This is a genomic window from Serratia montpellierensis, from assembly GCF_020858655.1.
GTDB lineage: Bacteria > Pseudomonadota > Gammaproteobacteria > Enterobacterales > Enterobacteriaceae > Serratia > Serratia montpellierensis.
Map to the genome: position 1 here is coordinate 57,022 of NZ_VOSN01000018.1, position 15,915 is coordinate 72,936.

Consider the following 15,915-nt stretch of genomic DNA (forward strand, 5'->3'; position numbering starts at 1 on the left):
TCAGGACTTCCAGGTACTGCTAAACGAGAGAATGATGGTGGGTGATGACGGGCTCGAACCGCCGACCCCCTCCGTGTAAAGGAGATGCTCTACCAACTGAGCTAATCACCCCGTCTTGTTGGAGTCGCATTATAGGGATAGTTCAAAGTGAGTCAACGGTTTTTAAAATGATTTCAATCGTTCGCCGCAAATTTAGGCAGGGCGCGATAATTATCGCCAACGGCGCCGATTCTTTGCGCAACGCTCTGCGAAACTCGCCGCAAAACGCGCGAAATCGACCGGCGCAATATCGTGTCGGCGTTGAGGAATTAGCGCGTGGTGATACAATGTCGTCCACTCTTTTTTCAATTCCGAGCAATCGTCGGCCATCGCCGACACGCGTTGCGTAATAAGGCAGTGAACCCAATGAAAATCAAAACCCGTTTTGCACCGAGCCCGACCGGCTATCTCCACGTCGGCGGCGCGCGTACCGCACTTTACTCCTGGCTGTTCAGCCGCCATGCGGGCGGTGAGTTCGTTCTGCGTATCGAAGATACCGATCTGGAACGTTCTACCCAGGACGCGATCGACGCAATTATGGATGGCATGAACTGGTTGAACCTGGATTGGGATGAAGGCCCGTATTTCCAGACCAAGCGTTTCGATCGTTACAACGCGGTCATCGACGAGATGCTGGAGCAGGGCACGGCCTATAAATGCTATTGCTCCAAGGAACGTCTGGAAGCGCTGCGCGAGAAGCAGATGGAAAACGGCGAGAAGCCGCGTTACGACGGCCACTGCCGCGACAGCCAGTGCAGCCACACCGACGACGAGCCGCACGTGGTGCGCTTCCGCAACCCGCAGGAAGGCTCGGTGATCTTCGACGACAAAATTCGCGGCCCGATCGAATTCAGCAACCAGGAGCTGGACGATCTGATCATCCGCCGCACCGACGGTTCGCCAACCTATAACTTCTGCGTCGTCGTCGATGACTGGGACATGGAAATCACCCATGTGATCCGCGGCGAAGACCACATCAACAACACCCCGCGCCAGATCAACATTCTCAAAGCGCTGGGCGCGCCGGTGCCGGAATACGCGCACGTGTCGATGATCCTCGGCGACGACGGTAAAAAGCTGTCCAAGCGTCACGGCGCCGTGGGCGTTATGCAGTACCGCGACGACGGCTATCTGCCGCAGGCGCTGCTGAACTACCTGGTGCGTCTGGGCTGGTCCCACGGCGATCAGGAGATCTTCTCCATCGATGAGATGAAAGAGTTCTTCACGCTGGAAGCGATCAACAAATCCGCCAGCGCGTTCAACACCGAGAAGCTGCAGTGGCTGAACCACCACTACATCAACCATATGCCGGCGGAAGAAGTGGCGGTGCATCTGGCATGGCACGTTGAGCAACTGGGCATTGAAACCCGCAACGGCCCGGAACTGAAAGACATCGTCAAGCTGCTGGGCGAGCGTTGCAAAACGCTGAAAGAGATGGCGGAGTCTTGCCGTTACTTCTACGCAGATTTCAGCGAGTTCGACGCCGACGCCGCCAAGAAGCACCTGCGCCCGGTCGCGCGTCAGCCACTGGAAGCGGTGCGCGCCAAGCTGGCCGCCATCACCGTCTGGACGCCGGAAAATGTGCACGACGCCATTCAGGGCACGGCGGATGAGCTGGGTGTCGGCATGGGCAAAGTCGGCATGCCGCTGCGCGTCGCGGTGACCGGCGCCGGCCAGTCGCCGGGCATGGACGTGACCGTGCATGCGATCGGCCAGAAGCGTTCGCTGCAGCGTATCGACATGGCGCTGGCTTACATCGCCGAGCGCGAAGCGCAAGCCTGATTAGGCTGATACGCCATAATGAAAAAGCCCCGTGGAGCGATCCCGGGGCTTTTTTTATTGCTTGCTGTCAGGCTTGCTCGCCGGCCGGCAAACCCGGACGGTAGGCGAGGAAATACATCAACCCGACAAAGCCGGCGCCGCCCAGCGCGTTGCCGAGAAATACCGCAACGAAGTTGGGCAGGTAGTGCTCCCAGCCCATGCCGCCGGCAAAGATAGCCGCCGGAATGATGAACATATTTGCCACCACGTGCTGGAAGCCGATGGCGACAAAAGCCATGACCGGGAACCACATGCCGATCACTTTACCCGGCACATCCTTGCTGGCGAAGGCTAACCACACCGCCAGGCACACCAGCCAGTTGCAGCCGACGCCGGAAATGAAGGCGTGCAGGAAGTCCGCATCCACTTTGGCCTGTGCGATCGCCAGCGTCTTATGCAAGAACGCGCCTTCGGTCAGGCCCAGCAAATGGCCGAAGAAGTAGGCGACGGCTACGCTGCCGGCGAGGTTGGCCAGAGTGACCCAAAACCAGTTGCGCAGCACGGCGAGGGCGGGGATTTCGCGGGCAAACCAGGCCATCGGCAAGGTCATCATGTTGCCGGTCAGCAGTTCACCGCCGGCCAAAATAGTCAGGATCAAACCGATAGGAAAGACCGCGGCACCCAACAGGGCGCCGAAAGAGCCCCATTCGGCCGGCAGGGTGCCGATGACGTGAATATCTAGCAGAAAGCCGGTGGCAATAAAGGCGCCGGCGAGAAAGCCCAGAATCAACAGATTAGCGAGAGGGGCGCGGCTTTTGTTTACCCCGGCCTGAACGGCGAGGGCGGCGATTTCTTTTGGTGAATGCAAAGACATGACGGACTCGGTTTATAGTAATGAAGTTTATGGCGCGGGCAGTCTATGCCGCTCGGGAGTCCGACTCAAGCGCATTTCGCTAACATTCCGTTAATTAAAAATCAACGTGATATGCAGGGTCTTTTGCCATTTTGAGATGTAGCGCGCAAAATGGATGAACTCTGCACAAAGTGATGATTTTTTGGCGCCAAACATGCTGATTTGGCGGCTTTTTCAACGCTTGATTCAGGAATTCAATTTAGCCGTTGACAGCTTTGAGCGGGTTTCATATTATGCGCCCCGTTCACAGCACAAAGTGATTGTGGAACGGGGCTATAGCTCAGCTGGGAGAGCGCTTGCATGGCATGCAAGAGGTCGACGGTTCGATCCCGTCTAGCTCCACCAACCTTCTTCTCAGAGAGGTTGGGGAATACCGTAACGCCGGTCAATGCGTACCATTTTTGTGGGGCTATAGCTCAGCTGGGAGAGCGCTTGCATGGCATGCAAGAGGTCGACGGTTCGATCCCGTCTAGCTCCACCACCATTTAAAAAGCCGACCTCAGGGTCGGCTTTTTGCTTTGCGTCATTTCACCTTCGCCGAATGCCGGCCAACAAAAAAGGCGCCCGCAGGCGCCTTGTTATCGTACTCGGTTCGAGGCTTAGCCCAGCACCAGACCCGCGATGGAAGCGGACAGGATGCTGACCAGCGTAGAGCCGTACACCAGCTTCAGGCCAAAGCGCGACACCACGTTGCCCTGGTGTTCGTTCAGGCCCTTGATCGCACCGGCCACGATGCCGATGGAAGAGAAGTTGGCGAAGGACACCAGGAACACCGACAGGATCCCCAGGCTGCGCGGCGACAGTTCGGCAGACACTTTCTGCAGCTCCATCATTGCCACGAACTCGTTGGAAACCAGCTTGGTGGCCATGATGCTGCCGACCTGCAGGGCTTCGTGCTTAGGAATGCCCATGATCCAGGCGAACGGATAGAAGAAGTAGCCAAGGATTTCCTGGAAGCTCAGGCCGAAGATAGCGCTGAACACACCGTTGAGCGCGGCGATCAGGGCGATGAAGCCAATCAGCATCGCGGCGACGATAATCGCTACTTTGAAGCCGGCCAGGATATATTCACCCAGCATTTCGAAGAAGCTCTGGCCTTCGTGCAGGTTGCCGAGGTGCAGCTCTTCTTCTTTATTGGTGTCGTACGGGTTGACCAGCGACAGCACGATAAAGGTGCTGAACATGTTCAATACCAGCGCCGCCACCACGAACTTGGCGTCCAGCATGGTCATGTAGGCGCCGACGATGGACATGGAGACCGTAGACATCGCGGTCGCCGCCATGGTGTACATACGCTTTTCCGACATCTTGCCCAGGATATCCTTGTAGGCGATGAAGTTTTCGGATTGGCCCAGGATCAGCGAGCTGACGGCGTTGAACGACTCCAGCTTGCCCATGCCGTTCACTTTCGACAGCACGGTACCGATAATACGGATGATGAACGGCAGCACCTTGATGTACTGCAGAATACCGATCAGCGCCGAAATGAAGACGATCGGGCACAGCACCTTCAGGAAGAAGAACGCCAGGCCTTTGTCGCCCATGCCGCCGAATACGAAATCAGTCCCTTGTCCCGCAAACCCGAGCAGTTTGTCAAACAGCGCGGCAAATCCTTTTACGAAGCCCAAACCCGCTTCCGAATGCAGGAAAAAGTAGGCCAGCAGTACTTCGATAACCAGTAGTTGAATAACATAGCGAATGCGGATGCTTTTACGATCGCGGCACACCAACAGGGCCAGGATCGCCACCACCACTATCGCCAACGCAAAGTGCGCAATATGGGACATGTTTGCTCCAAATTTGAGGCAGGCTGAATTTCGGCTGTCATTTTATGTAACGCTACGTTTAAAAACGAGACTTCTATTGCAAATATGGAAAATCATAGCGGGAATTCTCCTAAAGTGTTGCGCAAAAGCATAAAAAATCAAGATGTTAAAGCAGAAATAGGAAATTCGTATTCTTGTGCTAACCTTTCTTTCAGGGGTATTGCAGCCAAAATCCCATCAGAAAAGCATGGAAATCGGCAAGCTCCGCGCTGAACCCTTCGATAAAACCATTAATGTTGGCTATTACAGAGATAAGTTTTACCGCTCTAAATGCGCTTGATAATTATTATCATTTATATAGAGTGGAGATAAACGTAATTTCAGTAAGGGTTCAACATATGCTGAACAGTCGCGTGGTTGAAACCACCTCCGGTCGCTCCGCCAGAAAAATCAAACTCTCGCTGATGGGGCCCGCCTTCATCGCCGCTATCGGCTATATCGACCCCGGCAACTTCGCCACCAACATCCAGGCCGGCGCCTCGTTCGGCTACAGTTTGCTGTGGGTCGTGGTCTGGGCCAACGTGATGGCGATGCTGATCCAACTGCTGTCTGCCAAGCTGGGCATCGCCACCGGGAAAAACCTGGCCGAGCATATTCGCGATCGTTTCCCGCGGCCGGCGGTATGGGCCTATTGGGTGCAGGCGGAGATCATCGCCATGGCGACCGATCTGGCCGAATTTATCGGCGCGGCGATCGGCTTCAAGCTGCTGCTCGGCGTGTCCCTGTTGCAGGGCGCGGTGCTGACCGGCATCGCCACCTTTTTAATTTTGATGCTGCAAAAACGCGGGCAAAAGCCGCTGGAACTGGTGATTGGTGGCCTGCTGCTGTTCGTCGCCGCCGCTTATATCGTCGAGTTGGCATTCTCCCAGCCGCAGCTCGCGCCGCTGCTGAAGGGCATGGCGCTGCCCGATCTGCCTAACGGCGATGCGGTATTTCTCGCCGCCGGGGTATTGGGCGCCACCATCATGCCGCACGTGATCTACCTGCATTCGTCGCTCACCCAAATCGGCGGCGAGCACGACAAGGCGGAGCGCTATGCCGCCACCAAAGTCGACGTTGCCGTGGCCATGACCATCGCCGGCTTCGTCAACCTGGCGATGATGGCCACCGCCGCTGCCGCGTTTCATTTCAGCGGCCACAGCGGCATTGCCGATCTCGACGTGGCTTACCTGACGCTGCAACCGCTGCTCGGGCAAGCCGCCGCCACCGTGTTTGGTCTGAGCCTGGTGGCCGCCGGCCTCTCTTCTACCGTAGTGGGCACGCTGGCGGGGCAGGTGGTGATGCAGGGGTTCGTGCATTTCCATATTCCGCTGTGGCTGCGGCGCGCGGTGACCATGCTGCCGTCGTTTATCGTCATCATGCTCGGGATGGACGCGACGCGGATTCTGGTGTTGAGCCAGGTGCTGCTCAGCTTCGGCATTGCGTTGGCGCTGGTGCCGCTGCTGGCTTTCACCGGCAATCGGGCGCTGATGGGGGAGATGGTTAACGGTCCTGTGGTACAAAACCTGGGCAAGCTGATCGTGCTGGTGGTGGTGGGATTGAACGGCTACCTGCTGATCGGCAGCGTGTTGTAGGCAAAAAAAGCGCGGGCCGGCATGGTGCCGGCCCGTCGTCGTTAATCGCGGTCGTCATCGCCGTGGCGGCGCCAGCGATCGCGATCATGATCGTGGTGGTGCTTTTTCTCTTTCTTCCAGTAATGCTTGTCGTAACGGCGGTCGCACTTGTAATAACGGCCATCGCGCGAGTAGTAGTATTTGCGCCAATAGTCGCGGTCGCGCCAGCGATAGCCGTCCCAGTAATAACCACGCGGGCTGCGGTCGCCGAGATAGCGGCCCTGATGGCCTTGCCACCAGTCGCGATCGCGCCAGTCGTAACCGTCCCAGTAACGGCCGCGATTGTCCTGATCGCCGATGCGCAACGAAACGCCCGGCATCAGATCGATGCTGAGCCCTTCGGCGTGAGCCTGCTGTGCGGCGGGCAGCACCGTCGCCGCCAAGATGGCGGCCAAGAACAGAGGTTTAAACATGACTTCTCCTTTCCGCTTGCGCGGCCTGGCCGTTAATCACTTTATGAAGCGCGTTCATCAGTTTAAAAAGCGGCCTTATCGTTATTTTTGCTGCAATATCGGCATCATAGCGCCGGCGCATAGGGTTGAATCTGAGAGCCATTCTGAAAACGGTGCGGGAGTTCAAGATTTGAGATTTTTCTGGAGTATCGCCGCTCGATTGAGCGGCGGAATTTGTAAGCGATTACAATAAGATTCTCTCGATCTGCGCGAGTTCTTCTTCACTGAAGTGACGATTGGCCAGCATGCCCACCGCGTCTTCTATCTGCGCATTCTTGCTGGCGCCGATCAGCACCGAGGTAACGCGATCGCCGCGCAGCACCCAGGCCAGCGCCATCTGCGACAGCTTCTGCCCGCGTTGCCGCGCCAGCGCATCGAGGCGGCGCACCTTGTCCAGCCGCTCGTCGGTCAGTTGCTCCGGCTGCAGGAAGCGGCTGCCGCTGGCGGCGCGGGAATCTTGCGGCACGCCGTGCAGGTAGCGGTCGGTCAGCAGGCCGCCCGCCAGCGGCGAGAAGGCGATCGACCCCACGCCATGCTCCGCCAATGTATCCAGCAATCCCGCCTCCGGCGTGCGTTCCAACATCGAATACTTGGGCTGGTGGATCACGCACGGCGTACCGAGCCGCTGCAGAATGTCGAACGCCTGCCGCGCGCGCTCGGCCGGGTAGTTGGACAGGCCGACATACAGCGCTTTGCCCTGGCGCACCAACAAATCCAGCGCCGCCATGGTTTCTTCCAGCGGCGTATCCGGATCCGGCCGGTGGTGATAAAAGATATCCACATACTCCAACCCCATGCGCTTCAGGCTCTGATCGAGGCTGGCGACCAGGTACTTTTTCGAACCCCAGTCACCATAGGGGCCGGGCCACATGGTGTAACCGGCTTTGGATGAGACGATCAGCTCATCGCGCCAGGCCCGCAGATCGGCGTTGAGAATGCGGCCAAAGTTCTCCTCGGCGGCGCCGGGCGGTGGGCCGTAGTTATTGGCCAAATCGAAATGGGTAATGCCGCGATCGAAGGCGCAGCGGATCAGGCCGCGGGCGTTGTCGTACAGCGTGGCGTCGCCGAAGTTGTGCCACAGCCCGAGCGAGACGGCGGGCAGCTTCAGCCCGCTGCGGCCACAGCGCCGGTATTCCATATCTTGATAACGCGTAGGGGAGGCTTGGTAGGACATAGTTATCCTTGTCGGCGAGAGGTGAAGTGTTTTGAGTGTATACGTTTCCACACCGTGCTGCCGGGGGAGCGATCACAGCGCCGGCATGTAACGCCAGGTTGCCGATCGATGCAGAAGCATTTGTTCGAAATTTGAACGGCATCTTCGATACTTAAGATAATCGCTCCAGTGCAGACAGGTGATGATCATGACTCAGACCTATACGGTGGCCGATTATCTGCTCGATCGTCTGGCCCAAATCGGCATCCGTCATTTCTTCGGTGTGCCGGGGGATTACAACCTGCAATTCCTCGACCACGTCCTCGCTCATCCGCAAATCACCTGGGTAGGCTGCGCCAACGAGCTGAACGCCGCCTACGCCGCCGACGGCTATGCGCGCTGCAAACCGGCGGCGGCGCTGCTCACCACCTTTGGCGTGGGGGAACTGAGCGCGTTGAATGGGGTGGCCGGCAGCTACGCCGAATACCTGCCGGTGATCCACGTGGTCGGCACGCCGGCGCAGCGAGCCCAGCGCGCCGGTGATTTGCTGCACCATTCATTGGGGGATGGCGATTTTACCCACTTCGCCCGGATAGCCAAAGAGGTGACCGTCGCACAGGCTAACCTGACCGCCGATAACGCCGCCGTGGAGATAGACCGCCTGATGGGCGTCGCCTTGCTGGAACATCGCCCGGTTTACCTGATGTTGCCCAGCGACGTCGCACAAGCGCCGCTGTCGGCCAAACCGGCGCCGTTGATGTTGCGTCAGGCCAGACTGTCGCGCAGCGCATTGCAGGCATTTATCGCCGCAGCGCGCGAAAAGCTGCTGTCGGCGCGGCGGGTATCGCTGCTGGCGGACTTCCTGGCCGATCGCTTCGGCGCCGAAGCGGCGCTGGACGAGTGGATGCAGGAGGTCGACATTCCGCATGCTACGCTGCTGCTCGGCAAAGGCGTGCTGGATGAGAACCGAGCCGGATTTGTCGGGACTTACTGCGGCGGCGCCAGCGATCCGGCGGTGAAACAGCTTATCGAAAACGCCGATGTGGTGATCAACGTCGGCGTGCGTTTGACCGACACCATCACTGCCGGTTTCACGCATCATTTGCCGGTGGAAAAATGCATCGATATTCAGCCGTTCGAAGCCTGGGTTGGGCGGCAGCGCTTTAGCCGCATTCCAATGCGCGAGGCGGTGCAGGCGCTGCACCGCCTGAGCCTGTCTCTGGCGTCACGCTGGCCGTTGCCGCCGATCGTCCGCCCAACGCTGCCGGAAGCCGATGGGGAAGGGCTGGTTCAGCACGCCTTCTGGCGGCAGATACAGGATTTCCTGCGGCCCGGGGATATCGTGCTGGCCGATCAGGGCACCGCCTGTTTCGGCGCGGCGGCGCTGACGTTGCCGCGTGGCTGCCGCCTGATCGTGCAGGCGCTCTGGGGATCGATAGGCTATACCCTGCCGGCGACGTTTGGCGTACAGATCGCCGAACCGCAGCGGCGGGCAGTATTGCTGATCGGCGACGGCGCCGCGCAGCTGACCGTACAGGAATTGGGATCGATGCTGCGCGACGGGCTTAAGCCGGTGATCTTCGTGCTGAATAATCAGGGCTACACGATCGAGCGTGCGATCCACGGGCCGGAGCAAAGTTATAACGACATCGCGCACTGGAACTGGACGCAGTTGCCGCCGGCGCTGGCCGGTGAGCGGCCGGTGAAGGCGTTGCGGGTTAGCGATCCGGACGGATTGCGCCAGGCGCTGCGTGAGGTAGCGGACGACGATCGGCTGGCCTTTATTGAAGTGATGCTGCCGAAGATGGACATGCCGGAACTGCTCGATACCGTCTCACGCGCCATTCAGGCACGCAACGCCGCCGCTTAAGGCAGGGTATCGCCCAGCAGGCGCTCCAGCATCCAGAACCCCGCCGGGCCCGGCGGGGTCAGTTTGGACCATACCGCATCCACCGAAATCAGTTTTGGCCAGCCGCGCGGCCGCAGCTGGGTGAGCCTGCCGTGGCCGTATTGCTGCACCAGCCAGTGCGGCAACACCGCCCAACCGAATCCTTGTTCCGCCATCTCCAGCAACAGCAGATAGCTGGGCGCCGACCAGACCAGGCCACCCTGTCTGGCCGCTTCGGCGCCGGTGTAGGTATTCAGGATCAGCTGGCGGGTGCTGGACAACTGCTCCGGCGTCGGCGCGGCGACCTGCGCCAGCGGATGCTGATGGGCGACGAACAGCCCCATTTCGGTCTGCTCAGGCAGCCGGGAGAAGGCGATATCCGGTGGATAGCTTTTTTGCACTTCCACCATGCCCAAATGCGCGCGGCCGCTTTGCAGCAGATCGATAACGTCGCCTTCCTCGGCGATCATCCATTCCAGCTCAATTTCCGGGTAGCGCTGTTCGAACAGTTGCATCAACCGATCGTGATGTTTGGGCTGGTAGGTATCGGAAAACACCATGCTCAGGCGCGGTTCAACCTCGCCCGCCAGTTGAATGCTCAGGGCGTCGAGCCGTTCGCTGGCCGCGAGGATCGCCTGCACGTGCCCCAGTACTTTGCGGCCGGCGGCGGTGAGCACCGGTTGGCGCGCGCTGCGATCGAACAGCGTCAATGCCAGGTCGGCCTCCAGATTGGCGATGGCGGTGCTTACGGTGGATTGGCTTTTACGCAGCTTGCGCGCGGCGGCGGAAAATGAGCCGAGGGCGGCGGCTTCCACGAACGCCTGTAACGCTTCCGGTGAATAGTGCATATGTATCTACTTTATCGATGGAACCTATTTTTAATCTACCCAAAAAAACGATGATAATCACCTGGCTTTCGCAACAACTGTTGAAAAAAAGGTGATGTATGCAACTGCAAAACAAGTCTCTCATTGAACGTATCGTCCACGCCGTCGGTTTCGAGGCCATCGCCGTGATGGTTTGCGCCCCGCTGGGCGCGTGGTTGTTGAACCGCTCAATGGTGCAGGTCGGTGCGTTGGCGGTGATGCTCTCCACCGTCGCGATGCTGTGGAACATGGTTTATAACACGGTGTTCGACCGCCTGTGGCCGGTCAGCCGGGTGGTGCGTAACCTGAAAGTGCGTGCGCTGCACGCCGTCGGCTTTGAAGCCGGTTTTATCCTGATCGGCGTGCCGATCGCCGCCTGGATGCTGAGCATTTCCTGGGCGCAGGCGTTTATGCTGGAAATCGGTTTCTTCCTGTTCTTCCTGCCGTACACCATGGCCTATAACTGGCTGTACGACACGCTGCGCCAGCGCTGGTTCGAAGCGCGCCAGCCGATCAACTCCGGCGCCAAATAAGGCGTCGTCAGCCCGGCGATTCTCAGGTAATGTCAGAGGATCGTCGGAAATGCTGAGGAACGAAGGATGAAAGTGTTGGGTTTGCTGGGCGGCATGAGTTGGGAATCCACCATTCCGTATTACCGCACCATCAACGAGCAGGTAAAGGCGCGCCTCGGCGGGCTGCATTCGGCCAAAATCGTGCTCTACAGCGTCGATTTTCAGGAGGTTGAACGCTTGCAGCACCAGGGCGATTGGGACGGCGCCGGCCGGCTGCTGGCCGCCGCCGCGGTGGCTTTGCGCGCCGCCGGCGCCGAAGCTATCGTGATCTGCACCAACACCATGCACAAGGTGGCGGAGGCGGTCGAGCAGGCCAGCGGCCTGCCGTTGATTCACATCGCCGACGCCACGGCGCTGCAGGTGCGGGAAAAAAACATTCGCCGCGTCGGGCTGCTGGGCACGCGCTTTACCATGGAGCAGACCTTCTATCGCGGCCGCCTGCAGGAATTGCACGGCATCGACGTGGTGACGCCGGTCAGCGCCGATCGCGACATCGTACACCGCATCATCTATGACGAACTGTGCCTCGGTAACATTCGCGACGCCTCGCGCGATGAGTATCGCCGGATCATCAGCGATCTGGAGCAGCAGGGAGCGCAGGGGATTATTTTCGGCTGCACCGAGATAGGCTTGCTGGTGAGCGAGCGGGATGCGTCGGTGCCGGTGTTCGACACCACCGCGATCCACGCCCGCGCCGCTGCGGCGTTCGCGCTGGCCTAATCGTCGTGCGGCGGTTGCCGGCGGTTCACCAGCATCAGCGGTTTGCCCGCCAGCGCCAGCCAGGCGGGCAGCATCACGATGCACAGCACCGGCAGCAGGTGCAGATCCGGCACTACCGCTACCGCCATGAACAGGCTGAGCCAGCCGTCGCGCGTGACCACCAGCACCAGCCCCATGATGGCGCAGGAGACGGTGATCGCCGCCGGCACCGCCGGAACGTGCTGGTGCAGCATCAGCCCCAGCGCCACGCCGACGAACACTGCCGGGAAGATGCGCCCGCCGCGAAAGCCGCTGGCGGCGGCGATCACCAGCGCTGCCAGCTTGGTCAGGGTAATGGTCAACAGCGCGGGCACCGAATAGCTGCCGTCTGCCGCGAGGCGCTTCATTTCATCCAGCCCTTTGAACAGGGTAATCTCTCCGCCCACCAGCGCCAGCAGGCCCAGTACAAAGCCCCCCAGTCCTAGCATCAACACCGGATTCTTCATCGAATGGAACAGGCGGTGAACGTGCGGGAAGCACCACAGCGCCACCATGCCGAGCGCGATGGCGATCAGCGCCACAATGGCGCCGCTGAAGATGTCCGGCAGCCGCGTCACGTCATAGGCGTCGAGCTGCAGGGCGAAGTTGGGCACGAAGAATATCTGGGTGGTGACCGCGCCGGCAGCGGCGGCCACCAGCGGGGCGAACAGCCGATCCCACAACGGCGTTTCGTTATTGCCTGCCAGGGTTTGCGAGAAGATCAGCGCGGCGGCGACCGGTGTGCCGAACATCGCGCCGATGGTGCCCGCCGCCGCCAGGATAATCCAGTCCATGCGCGGCACTTTCGGCAGCAGGCGAGCCCCAGCCGCCGCTACCAGCGCGATATTGATGGCGGTGATCGGGTTTTCCGGCCCCAGGCTGACGCCGCCGGCCAGGCCGACGATCAGCGCCAACCCCAGCCCCGGCAGGGCGGAGAGCGGCAGGGGCATGCCGATCAGCGATTCTGTCGCCGGATCCGGTCCGGCATGGCCCGGCATATAGCGCACGATAAGGCCGACCGCCACACCGGTCAGCGTCAGCATTGCGACCGGCCACCAGGGCGACTGGGCGTCCAGGCTCAGCGCATCGGGCAGCGTCACCCACAGTAACTGCTGCAGTGCGGCGGCGACTTTCATCACCAACAACAGCACCAGACTGGAGGCGGAACCGATAATCAGCGCAGGCAAAGCAAAGGCCAACATGGCATTGGCGCGCGGATGCAGCATGGATAATCCCTTGTCGATGCCTCCCGGCAGGGCAGGGAGAGCGGGTGGTTGGACAGTGGCCACAGCTTGCCAGACTATCGGCGCGCAGGCACGCATTGATATTGCCCGGCGTCGATGACGGTTAACAGTCGCCGAGGGGCGTTTTTTGCCGCAATTTGTTTCAAAGCGCGGCGTCGCGGGCCAGCTGAAACGTTTTTTGTGATCCGGATCGCTATTGGGGTGCAGATACGAGGCGGGTGATTGTTGTTTTTGCAGCAGGATTTTACAGTGTGGGCAGCGTTTTATTTTTCATTTTGCGGAGACGAAATCAATGACCTATGCCCTCGTGGGTGATGTTGGCGGCACCAATGCCCGCCTGGCGTTGTGCACTGTTGCGACGGGTGAGATTACCCAGGCGAAAACCTATTCCGGCCTGGAGTTCGACAGCCTGGAGGCGGTGATCCGCCACTACCTGAAAGCGTGCGATATTGAGGTGCAGGACGCCTGTATCGCGATCGCCTGCCCGGTGACCGAAGACTGGGTGGCGATGACCAACCACAGCTGGGCGTTCTCGATCAAAGAAATGAAGGCCAGCCTGGGGCTGAGCCATCTGGAAGTGATCAACGATTTCACCGCCGTCTCGATGGCGATCCCGATGCTCTCGCCGGACGACGTGCTGCAGTTTGGCGGCGGCGATGCGCAACCGGGCAAGCCGATCGCGGTGTACGGCGCCGGCACCGGGCTGGGCGTCGCCCACCTGGTGCACGTCGATCGCCGCTGGGTCAGCCTACCGGGCGAGGGCGGCCATGTCGATTTCGCGCCGAACAGCGAAGAAGAGGACATTATTCTGGAGGTGCTGCGCGGTGAAGTGGGGCACGTTTCTGCCGAGCGCGTGCTGTCCGGGCCGGGCCTGGTCAACCTGTATCGCGCTATCGTCAAGGCGGACAATCGCCTGCCGGAGAAATGGGAGCCGAAGGACATCACCGAGCGGGCGCTGGCTGACAGCTGCATCGATTGCCGCCGCGCGCTGTCGCTGTTTTGCGTGATCATGGGGCGCTTCGGCGGTAACCTGGCGTTGAATCTGGGCACCTTCGGCGGCGTGTACATCGCCGGCGGCATCGTGCCGCGCTTTATGGAATTCTTCAAAGCCTCGGGCTTCCGCGCCGCTTTCGAAGACAAGGGGCGCTTCCGCGACTATGTGCGCGAAATCCCGGTGTTCATGATAACCCATGGCCAACCGGGCCTGTTGGGGGCCGGCGCGCATCTGCGCCAGACGCTGGGCATGCATCTGTAAGCCTGGAGGCGGGACAATAAAAAAGGGGCGCAACCCGCAGGTTGCGCCCCTTGTCGTTTCCGCGGGGTATCAGGCTTTGGCCAGCTCCGCCGTCTGGGCGGTTTCCGCCGTTTCCGCTTCCACCGCTTTCGGCGCTTTGATGAACAGCGTAATCAGCAGAGAAGCGGCGGACAGGACGCCAATCACCATGAAGGTGGCGTGGAAGCCGCCGAAGTATTTGGCGACGAACGAACCGGCCAGCGCGCCCAGGCCGAAACCCTGGTAGATGATGCCGTAGTTCTTGCTGTGGTTTTTCAGGCCGAAGAAGTCGCCGACAATCGCCGGGAACACGGTGATGTTGCCGCCGAAGCAGAAGGCCACCGCGCCGACGCAGATGAAGAACAGCGTGTGGTTCAGAGTCATGAAGCTCAGGGCGACAATCGCCAGCACGGTAACCAGCATGGTGAAGCTGATGACGCGCATGCGGCCCACTTTATCGGACAGCGTACCCAGGATGATGCGGCCGGCGGTGTTGAAGATGGCGACGGCGGACACGGTGTTGGCGGCGGTGGCCAAATCCATCCCGGCCAGTTGAACGCCCATGTCTTTCACGATGCCAATCAGGTACAGACCGCTCATGCAGGCAGCGAAGAAGATGGTGAACAGCAGGTAGGCTTCTTTGGTGGCCAGCATCTGACGCACGCTGTAGTCGTTGCCCAGACCGTTGGCGCCTTGCTGCGCGGCGTTGGTCGCCAGCACCGGCTCTTTCAGCAACAGGGAGCCGACGACGATCAGACCCATCACGATGGCACCCCAGTAGAAGAAGGCGCCGGAAACGCCGACGTCGGCGATCAGGGCGGCGTTGACGTATTTGAACAGCAGGCTGCCGCTGCCGAAGGCGCCGACGGAGATGCCGGAAATCAGGCCTTTGTTGGCGGGAAACCACTTAATCAGGTTGGACAGGGTGGAGATGTAGGCGATACCGACCGCAAAGCCCACCACCACGCCGGCCAGCAGGTAGATCATGTCGAGCGAGCTGACGTGGGCGCTGGCGATGAGACCCAGGCCGACCAGGATGCCGGAACACAGCGTCAGATTGCGGATGCCGAAGCGTTCTTGCAGCTTGCCGGCGAACAGCGTGGCGAAGGCCAGGAAGAAGCTGGTGATGGAGAAGGTGGTGGCAACGTCCGCCAGCCCCCAGTGGAACTTGTCGACCAGCGGCTGGTTGAACAGGCTCCAGGTGTAGATGGTGCCCAGACCCATCTGGCAGATGATGGTGCCGAGAACGATTAAGCTGCGATTTGCCGGTTTGGTGTTCATGGCCGGTCTCCTTCCTGTGTGTGCGTTGCCGGGCGTGAGCCGCTGGCTGAAATTTGCGGGGTGAATCTGTGTTCCCGCGGTATGGGCTTATTATATGGCCGGCACCCCCGGCGGGCGGCGGATCGGGAATGAGTTGCACGACGGAAGGAATGAAATGCATGTTATGCGGCGTGAGTTGCCGTTTTTGCGCCGAAAAGCGCGTGAAATGCCGGGGGTGACACGTGATCTACATCAAAGATATCAACGATTTATTGTTAATCGGCGGTGAACGATTGTGGTGAAATTGTGAAGGATGC

14 protein-coding genes and 3 tRNA genes are annotated in these 15,915 nt (G+C 60.0%); 9 read left to right on the forward strand and 8 right to left on the reverse strand.

What is annotated here, in order from left to right:
• Positions 1–35 precede the first annotated feature (35 nt).
• Positions 36–111: transfer RNA gene (locus FUU19_RS18600), tRNA-Val, on the reverse strand.
• A 294-nt stretch (positions 112–405) separates the two neighbouring features.
• Here FUU19_RS18600 and gltX point away from each other — a divergent pair.
• Positions 406–1,821, forward strand: coding sequence for a glutamate--tRNA ligase (gene gltX / locus FUU19_RS18605; protein ID WP_016926803.1), 1,416 nt, complete (start codon positions 406–408; stop codon positions 1,819–1,821).
• 67 nt (positions 1,822–1,888) lie between these two features.
• On the opposite strand, the gene FUU19_RS18610 is transcribed toward gltX, so the two are convergent.
• Positions 1,889–2,674, reverse strand: a complete 786-nt coding sequence (locus FUU19_RS18610; protein ID WP_033643944.1) for a formate/nitrite transporter family protein — start codon at positions 2,672–2,674, stop codon at positions 1,889–1,891.
• 308 nt (positions 2,675–2,982) lie between these two features.
• Between FUU19_RS18610 and FUU19_RS18615 the strand changes: the two genes are divergently transcribed.
• Positions 2,983–3,058 (forward strand) — tRNA-Ala (locus FUU19_RS18615).
• Positions 3,059–3,118: 60 nt separating this feature from the next.
• A tRNA-Ala gene (locus tag FUU19_RS18620) sits at positions 3,119–3,194 on the forward strand.
• A gap of 118 nt (positions 3,195–3,312) precedes the next feature.
• On the opposite strand, the gene FUU19_RS18625 is transcribed toward FUU19_RS18620, so the two are convergent.
• On the reverse strand, positions 3,313–4,500 hold the full coding sequence (locus FUU19_RS18625; RefSeq protein WP_004936373.1) for a NupC/NupG family nucleoside CNT transporter: 1,188 nt from the start codon (positions 4,498–4,500) through the stop codon (positions 3,313–3,315).
• A 377-nt stretch (positions 4,501–4,877) separates the two neighbouring features.
• Between FUU19_RS18625 and FUU19_RS18630 the strand changes: the two genes are divergently transcribed.
• Complete coding sequence (locus tag FUU19_RS18630) at positions 4,878–6,113, forward strand: Nramp family divalent metal transporter (RefSeq protein ID WP_033635427.1); 1,236 nt, start codon at positions 4,878–4,880, stop codon at positions 6,111–6,113.
• Positions 6,114–6,154: 41 nt separating this feature from the next.
• Here FUU19_RS18630 and FUU19_RS18635 read toward each other — a convergent pair whose 3' ends face one another.
• Positions 6,155–6,565: a DUF2502 domain-containing protein gene (locus FUU19_RS18635; protein WP_230490616.1), complete on the reverse strand. Its 411-nt coding sequence runs from the start codon at positions 6,563–6,565 to the stop codon at positions 6,155–6,157.
• On the opposite strand from FUU19_RS18635, the gene FUU19_RS18640 reads away from it, so the two are divergent.
• A complete protein-coding gene (locus tag FUU19_RS18640) occupies positions 6,564–6,797 on the forward strand; it encodes a hypothetical protein (RefSeq protein WP_197834029.1) in 234 nt (77 codons plus the stop codon). The two genes, FUU19_RS18635 and FUU19_RS18640, sit on opposite strands and share 2 nt — an antisense overlap.
• On the opposite strand, the gene mgrA is transcribed toward FUU19_RS18640, so the two are convergent.
• Positions 6,789–7,778: an L-glyceraldehyde 3-phosphate reductase gene (gene mgrA / locus FUU19_RS18645; protein ID WP_230490617.1), complete on the reverse strand. Its 990-nt coding sequence runs from the start codon at positions 7,776–7,778 to the stop codon at positions 6,789–6,791. The genes FUU19_RS18640 and mgrA overlap by 9 nt on opposite strands.
• A gap of 187 nt (positions 7,779–7,965) precedes the next feature.
• On the opposite strand from mgrA, the gene FUU19_RS18650 reads away from it, so the two are divergent.
• On the forward strand, positions 7,966–9,627 hold the full coding sequence (locus FUU19_RS18650) for an alpha-keto acid decarboxylase family protein (RefSeq protein WP_141967449.1): 1,662 nt from the start codon (positions 7,966–7,968) through the stop codon (positions 9,625–9,627).
• On the opposite strand, the gene FUU19_RS18655 is transcribed toward FUU19_RS18650, so the two are convergent.
• Positions 9,624–10,493, reverse strand: a complete 870-nt coding sequence (locus FUU19_RS18655; RefSeq protein ID WP_016926808.1) for a LysR family transcriptional regulator — start codon at positions 10,491–10,493, stop codon at positions 9,624–9,626. The two genes, FUU19_RS18650 and FUU19_RS18655, sit on opposite strands and share 4 nt — an antisense overlap.
• Before the next feature lie 98 nt (positions 10,494–10,591).
• On the opposite strand from FUU19_RS18655, the gene FUU19_RS18660 reads away from it, so the two are divergent.
• Both FUU19_RS18660 and FUU19_RS18665 read left to right on the forward strand, forming a co-directional pair.
• Positions 10,592–11,044, forward strand: coding sequence for a multidrug/biocide efflux PACE transporter (locus tag FUU19_RS18660; RefSeq protein WP_016926809.1), 453 nt, complete (start codon positions 10,592–10,594; stop codon positions 11,042–11,044).
• A 66-nt stretch (positions 11,045–11,110) separates the two neighbouring features.
• Positions 11,111–11,803 carry an aspartate/glutamate racemase family protein gene (locus FUU19_RS18665; RefSeq protein ID WP_141967451.1) on the forward strand — a complete coding sequence of 231 codons (693 nt, stop codon included), beginning with the start codon at positions 11,111–11,113 and terminating at the stop codon, positions 11,801–11,803.
• Here FUU19_RS18665 and FUU19_RS18670 read toward each other — a convergent pair.
• The gene (locus tag FUU19_RS18670; RefSeq protein ID WP_230490619.1) at positions 11,800–13,047 is read right to left on the reverse strand and encodes an ion channel protein; all 1,248 of its coding nucleotides are present in this window, start codon (positions 13,045–13,047) and stop codon (positions 11,800–11,802) included. The genes FUU19_RS18665 and FUU19_RS18670 overlap by 4 nt on opposite strands.
• 310 nt (positions 13,048–13,357) lie before the next feature.
• On the opposite strand from FUU19_RS18670, the gene glk reads away from it, so the two are divergent.
• Positions 13,358–14,320: a glucokinase gene (gene glk / locus FUU19_RS18675; protein ID WP_197834033.1), complete on the forward strand. Its 963-nt coding sequence runs from the start codon at positions 13,358–13,360 to the stop codon at positions 14,318–14,320.
• Between the two features lie 69 nt (positions 14,321–14,389).
• Here the strand turns inward: glk and FUU19_RS18680 are convergent, their stop codons facing one another.
• Positions 14,390–15,619 (reverse strand): L-lactate MFS transporter, encoded by a 1,230-nt coding sequence (locus tag FUU19_RS18680; RefSeq protein ID WP_202669938.1) that lies wholly within the window; start codon positions 15,617–15,619, stop codon positions 14,390–14,392.
• Positions 15,620–15,915: the final 296 nt, after the last annotated feature.